We start from the raw sequence: 7,579 nt of genomic DNA on the forward strand, positions 1-7,579 counted from the left end.
AATCTAATACTATGAAAAACACAGTACAAAGATATAGATATGATTCGGAGCTGCAAATATTTCGGTGTAAAACTTCTGTTATATAACATATATTAGAAGTTTGGATATCTAATTAGTAGTTATTTGTAATAGATGAGGATAAATAGATCTTGATTTTGTTTTGATAACATCTTTAATCCACTTGTGCTGGGTCTGGTATCAAAAGAGTAGTGAAGTTGAGGGGTAGGTTGACATAAGGACATAAAAAAAGGAGCAACGCTTTGCTCCAATCTTGTTAACCTTAAATCTAATACTATGAAAAACACAATTCAAAGATAAGGTTAATTTTGATACTGGCAAGTCTAGATAGCAAATTAGTGCTAAGTATTTAGCAAATTTATATTTTGAGTGGTATAATGGGGGTTTGTTGTAACTTAAATGAAATATTGACTTGGTAGCTTTCAGTGGATTAGGGTATCAAAAGGGTAGTGAAGTTTAGGGTCGGTTGACATAAGGACATAAAAAAAGGAGCAACGCTTTGCTCCAATCTTGTTAACCTTAAATCTAATACTATGAAAAACACAATACAAAGATAAGGTAAATATTAATATTGGCAAGTGGGGATAGCAAAATAACCTGATAAATAACATATATTAGTATTATAGTGTTAGATTTTAGTTTGAATTCATTCATTATGCATGTATTTAACCTATTGTCATATAATAGTGAAGATTTTATCAGAAAACATCAAAAAGAGCGTGTGTATTATTTGTTTATTAGAAATCAATCGCTAACTTGCCAAAACAAAATAAGAAATCAATGAATTTATTTACTGCACATATTCATCATCATTTTAGTTTACCTCCTACAGGTGAATGTATGGTGTGGTGCAGTTATTTAAGATTCGCATAGAAAATTATAATTGCTTTACTCATACTAGCCCACCTGTTAATCAGGTGGGCTTTTTTTATCCCTAAACATGATGGAAAAACTAAAAATTGCTATTCAAAAATCAGGTCGACTTAATGAAGGTTCACTCGCACTACTTAAGGAGTGTGGCATTAAGATCGAAAACGGAAAAGATCAGTTGCTCACTCAGGCTTCGAACTTCCCCATGGAAGTGTTGTACCTGCGTAATGGGGATATTCCTCAATATTTAAAAGATGAGGTCGTTGATATCGCTATTATTGGCGAAAACACGCTAATAGAGAAGAATGCTGAAGAGTTAAAGACACTCTCATTGGGGTTTTCACGTTGTCGATTTTCAATTGCTGTGCCTCGCAATGCCGAATTTAAATCGATTAAAGACTTGGAGAATAGGCGAATAGCTACCTCATATCCACATACTGTACAGACTTTCTTGGATAGAGAGGGGATTAAAGCTAAGATACACGAGATCTCAGGATCGGTAGAGATTTCACCCAATATTGGGTTGGCCGATGCTATTTGTGATATTGTCAGCACGGGGAGTACATTGTTTAAGAATGGATTAACAGAGGTATATACAATCTTCAAGTTTGAAGCTGTATTGGCTGCTAACCCCAATCTGTCGGAGAAGAAAAAAGAGATTCTTACACGATTAATTTTCCGTATAGAGTCGGTGCTTCGTGCGCGTAATACCAAATATATTATGCTCAATGCACATAAGAAAGATGTTGAGAATATCTGTAGTATTTTGCCAGGGCTTAAAAGTCCAACTATCATCCCCCTTGAAGAGCCCGACTGGGTTTCAATTCATTCGGTGATTCTTGAAGATGAGTTCTGGGATCTTATAGACCAACTCAAACAGAATAATGCCGAGAACATTTTAATCCTTCCAATTGAGAAAATATTAGTATAGTTATGAACGATTTTGAATTTCTATATAATCCTCCCCGTAAAGACTGGGCTAAGCTTTGTGCAAGACCAGTCAATGAGCAAGAAGACTTATCAGTACTCTGCAAAAATGTATTTGATGAGGTGAAAGCCAATCAAGATAAGGCGTTACTGGGTTTTACTGAGCGTTTTGATGGGGTAAAGCTAGGTTCAATCTACGCAACCGACTTGGAGCTGAGTCGTGCTGCTGCTTTGGTTGATCCGCAATTAGTCTTAGCCATCAATCAGGCATACTCTAATATCTATAAGTTTCATAAGGCTCAGAAGCCTGAATCCGTTGAGGTCGAAACTACACCTGGTGTTGTTTGCCGTCAAGAATACCGTCCCATTGAGCGAGTAGGACTCTATATTCCTGGAGGTTCGGCTTCGCTATTCTCAACACTACTGATGTTGGCTATTCCTGCAAAGCTCGCAGGTTCCAATGAGATAATTCTTACTACACCCCCACTAAAAGATGGAAGTATTCCTCCTGCTGTAGCTTATGTAGCTCAGCTCTGTGGTATTTCGCAAGTCTTAAAACTTGGTGGAGTTCAGGCTATTGCAGCTTTGGCTTTGGGGACGGAGCAGACCAAACCAGTCTATAAAATAGCAGGGCCTGGCAATCAATACGTCATGGCAGCCAAAGATTATGCTGTTCAGTTGGGTATTGCTATTGATTTGCCTGCTGGCCCATCAGAAGTATTGGTTATTGCTGATGCATCAGCAAATCCTAAATTTATTGCAGCAGACTTACTTTCACAAGCTGAGCATGGTCCCGACAGTCAGGTAATCTTCTTGACCACTAGTGAAGATTTGCTTGAGCGAACTTTTGAAGCTCTAAAGGAGTTACTGGTAGGTTTAAATCGTAAAGATATTATTAAAGAATCGCTGAAGTCTGCCCGCTTCATCTACTTCAACACTTTGCAGGAGTGCTTTAAGTTTTCGAATGCTTATGCACCAGAACATCTGATACTAGCTTTGGATCAGGCAGATAATTATTCATCCTTAGTGTTAAATGCTGGTTCAGTGTTTTTGGGCCATCTAACTCCCGAAAGTGCAGGAGATTATGCTTCAGGAACTAATCATACTCTTCCTACCAAGGGGTATGCACGTAGTTATGGTGGTGTTTGTGTAGTCACTTTCTTGAAGAAGGTAACCTTTCAGATGATTTCACAGCAGGGTTTAGACTTACTAGCCCCGACTATCGAAACTATGGCCAAAGCCGAAGGACTCGAAGCGCATGCCCTGGCTGCAACACTTCGTAAAACAAGGGGAGGTAAGTTATGAGTAAGTTTGATTTAAATAGGTTATTGCGTCCAAATATCAAGAGTTTAAAACCTTATTCTTCAGCAAGAACTGAATTCAAGGGGCAGGCAAACATATTGCTCGATGCTAACGAAAGCCCTTATAATGAACCCTATAATCGCTATCCAGATCCTTTTCAGTCGAAACTTAAAGCAAGGTTATCTGAGTTGAAGTCTATTCCCAGCGAAAATCTATTTGTAGGCAACGGAAGTGATGAAATTATTGATTTGCTAATTCGTGCATTCTGTATACCAGGTAAAGATAAAATCTTAACTTTTACGCCTAGTTATACGATGTATATCACTTCGGCTGAGATCAATGATGTTGAGGTGGTTGAATTGCCATTGACTTCGGATTTTAATTTGCCTCTCGATGAAATTACTCGGCTGAGTAGTGACCCCAGTGTTAAGATAATCTTCATCTGTTCGCCTAATAATCCGGTCGGCAACCTAGTACCTCGAAGTGAGATCGAGAAGATTTGCCAAAGCTTTCAGGGGTTGGTTGTGCTTGATGAGGCTTATGCCGACTTCAGTAGTGAAGGATCACTAACCAGTCTAATTGGCAAGTACCCTAACTTATGTCTCATTCAGACCCTCTCTAAAGCTTACGGTATGGCTGGACTTAGGTTAGGAGTAGGTTATGCGTCTGAAGAACTTATCGGCGTACTCAACAAAATAAAGCCTCCTTATAACGTAAGCCAGGCAACACAAGATTTAGTGTTGGAACGCTTGAAAAATGCAGAGCTTGTTGAACAGCAGATCAGACAACTCCTTACTCAGCGTGAAATATTATTCAAATTCTTACAAGAGTCTAGCTTATTTGCAAGGGTCTTTCCATCTCAGGCCAATTTCATTTTGGTGCAGACCAAGTATTTTAGAGAGTTGTACGATTACTTATGTGAGCGAGGTGTTGTCGTAAGGATTAGAGATATTCAACCACTCTTGAATCAAGGTTTGCGATTTACGGTAGGCAGCTCCGAAGAAAATGTAGTATTGATGAAACACATCACAGAATTTCAAACATTGAAGACATGAATTTAACAAGAAGAAAATATTTGTTTATAGATAGAGACGGAACACTAATTGATGAACCGAAGACCGATTTTCAGATTGACTCTTACGAGAAGCTAAAATTTGAACACGGGGTTATTAAGGCCCTTTCCAGGATTGTAAGTGAAACCGACTACAGATTAGTGATTGTCACCAATCAAGACGGTTTAGGGACGGCTTCGATGCCTCTAGAAGATTTTGAAGGGCCACATCAGTTGATGCTCTCTGTTTTTGAAGGAGAAGGTATCACTTTTGATGAGGTGCTTATTGACGATAGTTTTGAGCGTAATCCTTCAGCTAATCGAAAACCTGCCGTGGGTTTAGTAAGGCATTACCTTAACGATTTGCTAGATAAAGATAACTCTTATGTGATTGGAGATCGGTGGACAGATATTCAGTTGGCTAAGAACATGGGTTTAAAAGGTATCTTATATAAAGGAGAAGCTGTTGATTCTTCTTCTGAAGTTCTTGCATTAAAGACCGATTCATGGAGCGAGATTGCGGAGTTTCTAATTAAAGGTAGCCGAAAGGTATCACGTAAACGCAAGACTAGCGAAACTTCCATAGCAATTGATCTGGATTTAAACGGTAGTGGGCGGGCTACAATTCAGACTGGTATTGCCTTCTTCGACCATATGCTTGAACAAATTGCTCGACATGGCTTGGTAGATCTTGCTATTCGTGTAGATGGGGACCTACAGGTAGATGAACACCATACGATAGAAGATACAGGCATCTTACTTGGTGAAGTCTTTAAGGAAGCTTTGGGAAGTAAACGAGGTTTGGCTAGGTATGGTTTTGCTTTGCCCATGGATGAGTCTCAGGCACAGGTGCTTTTGGATTTTGGTGGTAGAGCTCATCTTATTTGGGATGCTCAGTTTAGCAAAGAGTATGTAGGAGATTTCCCTACGGATATGGCAAAGCATTTCTTTGAATCATTTGCGCAAGGGGCTTCTTGCAATCTAAATATCAGTGCTTGTGGTCAGAACGATCATCATATCGTTGAGGCTATATTTAAAGCTTTTTCTAGAGCTATCAAGCAAGCGATTCAACAAAGTGGCAACGTATTGCCTTCATCCAAAGGAGTTTTATAATGAAAGAAAGAATGATAATAATACCAGCTATAGATTTACGTGACGGAAATTGTGTTCGCTTAGTACAAGGCGACTATGACGATTGCACAACATACAGCACGACACCATTGGCTATTGCTAAAGACTTTGAAAGAGCTGGACTAAAAAGACTCCACTTGGTCGACTTAGACGGTGCTAAAGCCGGAGAGATTAAGAACCTTAAGACGCTGGCCGATCTGGCAAACAACACTTCACTAGCTATCGATTTTAGTGGTGGTGTAAAGTCGGAAGATAGCCTGAGAGAAGCCTTATTGGCTGGTGCCGATTATGTAGGGATCGGTAGCTTGGCTTATCAGAATCCCGAGTTGGTAAAGTCATGGTTGCAGGAATTTGGTAGCTATCGGATTATTTTGAGTGCCGATGTCTGGGACGAAAAGATAGCTATCATGGGTTGGACTCAGCGTACCTCAACTACAATTTATGAGTTTATTGACGGTTTTGAAGATAAGCTTGAATATTTAGTCTGTACAGACATCTCCAAAGATGGCATGTTGGAAGGCCCTTCACTAGACCTCTATAAAGCATTGATAACTCGTTATCCCAAGTTGAAGATTATTGCTTCGGGTGGGGTTTCATCACTCGAAGACTTAGATAAACTCGATGAACTCGGTGTTTACGGTGTTATTATAGGCAAGGCTATTTACGAAAACAAAATCACATTAAATCAATTGGAATCATGGATAAACAAGTAAAAAGAATAATCCCTTGTATCGATATTAAGAACGGTAAAGCCGTTAAGGGTGTAAATTTTTTAGGGGTTAAAGAGGTTGGAGATATTTTAGATTTGGCCAATAAATATGCACTTCAAGGAGCTGATGAGCTTGTATTGCTAGACATCTCTGCTTCTCACGAAAAAAGAACAACCAATCAAGCATGGGTTGGTGATGTTGTTCGAGCACTAGATATCCCAGTGACAATTGGTGGAGGAATCTCTTTGGTTGCTGATGCTAAAGCTCTACTCGATTTGGGTGCTACCCGAGTTTCAGTAGGTAGTGCTGCACTCAAAAATCCCGATCTTATTGATCAATTAGTGTCAGCATTTGGTTCTGATGCAGTAGTTCTTGCTATAGATGCCCAGCTAGTCAATGGAGAGTGGATGGTTTTCTCGGATGGCGGACGAACTGCTACCAATTTGAGTTTATTAGACTGGGCTAAAGAGTCCGAAAAACGTGGTGCTGGATCGATTCTGTTCACCTCTATTGCTCATGACGGTAAGCAAACTGGCTATCCTGTTGAAGCTTTGGGTCAACTTAAAGATGTATTGACTATCCCGATTATCGCTTCGGGTGGTGCTGGTAAATTGGCTGACTTTTATGATGCATTATCTAGCGGTAGAGCTGATGCTGTTCTAGCTGCTAGTTTATTTCACTACAATCAGGTAAATGTTGATGAGCTGAAGTTCTTTTTATGGCGTGAAGGAGTAACTGTTGATTTATCTCGATGTATTGATAGAATCCAGTTTGATGAAAAAGGACTTGTTCCGGCTGTTATTCAAGATATAACTACGGGTACTAATTTGATGTTGGGGTATATGAACAAAGAATCACTTCAAAAGACATTAGATACAGGGTTAGTCACTTTCTTTAGTCGCTCTCGTCAGAAACTTTGGACTAAGGGCGAAGAGAGTGGCAATCTACTACACCTCTTTAGTCTGCATATGGACTGTGATCAAGATGCCTTACTTGTTAAGGTCAAACCAGTAGGTCCCACTTGCCATACGGGTAGCTCGTCTTGTTGGAATGAGCATACGACTAATCACGAATTCTTATTCTATCTTGAATCTTTCCTTAAAGCCAGAAGGACTGAATCAGCTGATAGCTCTTATACAGCATCGCTCTACCAAAGAGGTACTGCTAAGATTGCACAAAAAGTGGGAGAGGAAGCTGTTGAATTGGTAATCGAAGCCATGCGCGACAAAGACGATTTGTTTTTGGGTGAAGCAGCCGATCTACTTTATCACTACATTGTATTATTGGAAGATAAAGGCTTTAGCCTTTCGGATGTGATTGGAGTATTGCAATCAAGACATAAAGAATAGGTCTCTGTAGATACTTTCTATCAAAAAGAGCTAGTTACAAAGTCGTAACTAGCTCTTTTTGGTTTTATAAACTATGGGTTAATATAGGTTTTGAGTATTTCGACATAATCTTCAAAAGCATTGATCCCAACCTCTGTTATTTTACATACGGTTCTTGGTTTCTTTCCATCAATAAATTTATTGACTTCGATATATCCGGCCTCACTAAGCTTATCTATTTG

7 protein-coding genes are annotated in these 7,579 nt (G+C 39.4%); 6 read left to right on the forward strand and 1 reads right to left on the reverse strand.

The window, feature by feature from the left end; translation table 11 throughout:
• Positions 1-961 precede the first annotated feature (961 nt).
• From hisG to hisIE, 6 genes are read left to right on the forward strand one after another with little or no spacing between them, the layout of a single operon-like run.
• Positions 962-1,819: an ATP phosphoribosyltransferase gene (gene hisG, locus B091_RS0111100; RefSeq protein WP_018110068.1), complete on the forward strand. Its 858-nt coding sequence runs from the start codon at positions 962-964 to the stop codon at positions 1,817-1,819.
• A gap of 2 nt (positions 1,820-1,821) precedes the next feature.
• On the forward strand, positions 1,822-3,120 hold the full coding sequence (gene hisD / locus B091_RS0111105) for a histidinol dehydrogenase (RefSeq protein WP_018110069.1): 1,299 nt from the start codon (positions 1,822-1,824) through the stop codon (positions 3,118-3,120).
• Positions 3,117-4,172, forward strand: a complete 1,056-nt coding sequence (gene hisC, locus B091_RS0111110) for a histidinol-phosphate transaminase (protein ID WP_018110070.1) — start codon at positions 3,117-3,119, stop codon at positions 4,170-4,172. The genes hisD and hisC overlap by 4 nt, the downstream gene beginning before the upstream one ends.
• Entirely contained in the window at positions 4,169-5,281 is a 1,113-nt protein-coding gene (hisB, locus tag B091_RS0111115; RefSeq protein WP_018110071.1) for a bifunctional histidinol-phosphatase/imidazoleglycerol-phosphate dehydratase HisB, read from the forward strand. Before hisC ends, hisB begins: the two co-directional genes overlap by 4 nt.
• Positions 5,281-6,012: a 1-(5-phosphoribosyl)-5-[(5-phosphoribosylamino)methylideneamino]imidazole-4-carboxamide isomerase gene (gene hisA, locus B091_RS0111120; protein ID WP_018110072.1), complete on the forward strand. Its 732-nt coding sequence runs from the start codon at positions 5,281-5,283 to the stop codon at positions 6,010-6,012. Before hisB ends, hisA begins: the two co-directional genes overlap by 1 nt.
• Complete coding sequence (gene hisIE / locus B091_RS12970) at positions 5,997-7,358, forward strand: bifunctional phosphoribosyl-AMP cyclohydrolase/phosphoribosyl-ATP diphosphatase HisIE (protein WP_018110073.1); 1,362 nt, start codon at positions 5,997-5,999, stop codon at positions 7,356-7,358. The genes hisA and hisIE overlap by 16 nt, the downstream gene beginning before the upstream one ends.
• A gap of 71 nt (positions 7,359-7,429) precedes the next feature.
• On the opposite strand, the gene B091_RS12215 is transcribed toward hisIE, so the two are convergent.
• A partial coding sequence (locus B091_RS12215) for a transcriptional regulator (RefSeq protein ID WP_018110074.1) occupies positions 7,430-7,579 on the reverse strand: 150 nt, incomplete at its 5' end.

Origin of the sequence: Bacteroides propionicifaciens DSM 19291 = JCM 14649, assembly GCF_000375405.1 — a bacterium.
Taxonomy (GTDB): domain Bacteria; phylum Bacteroidota; class Bacteroidia; order Bacteroidales; family Bacteroidaceae; genus Bacteroides_E; species Bacteroides_E propionicifaciens.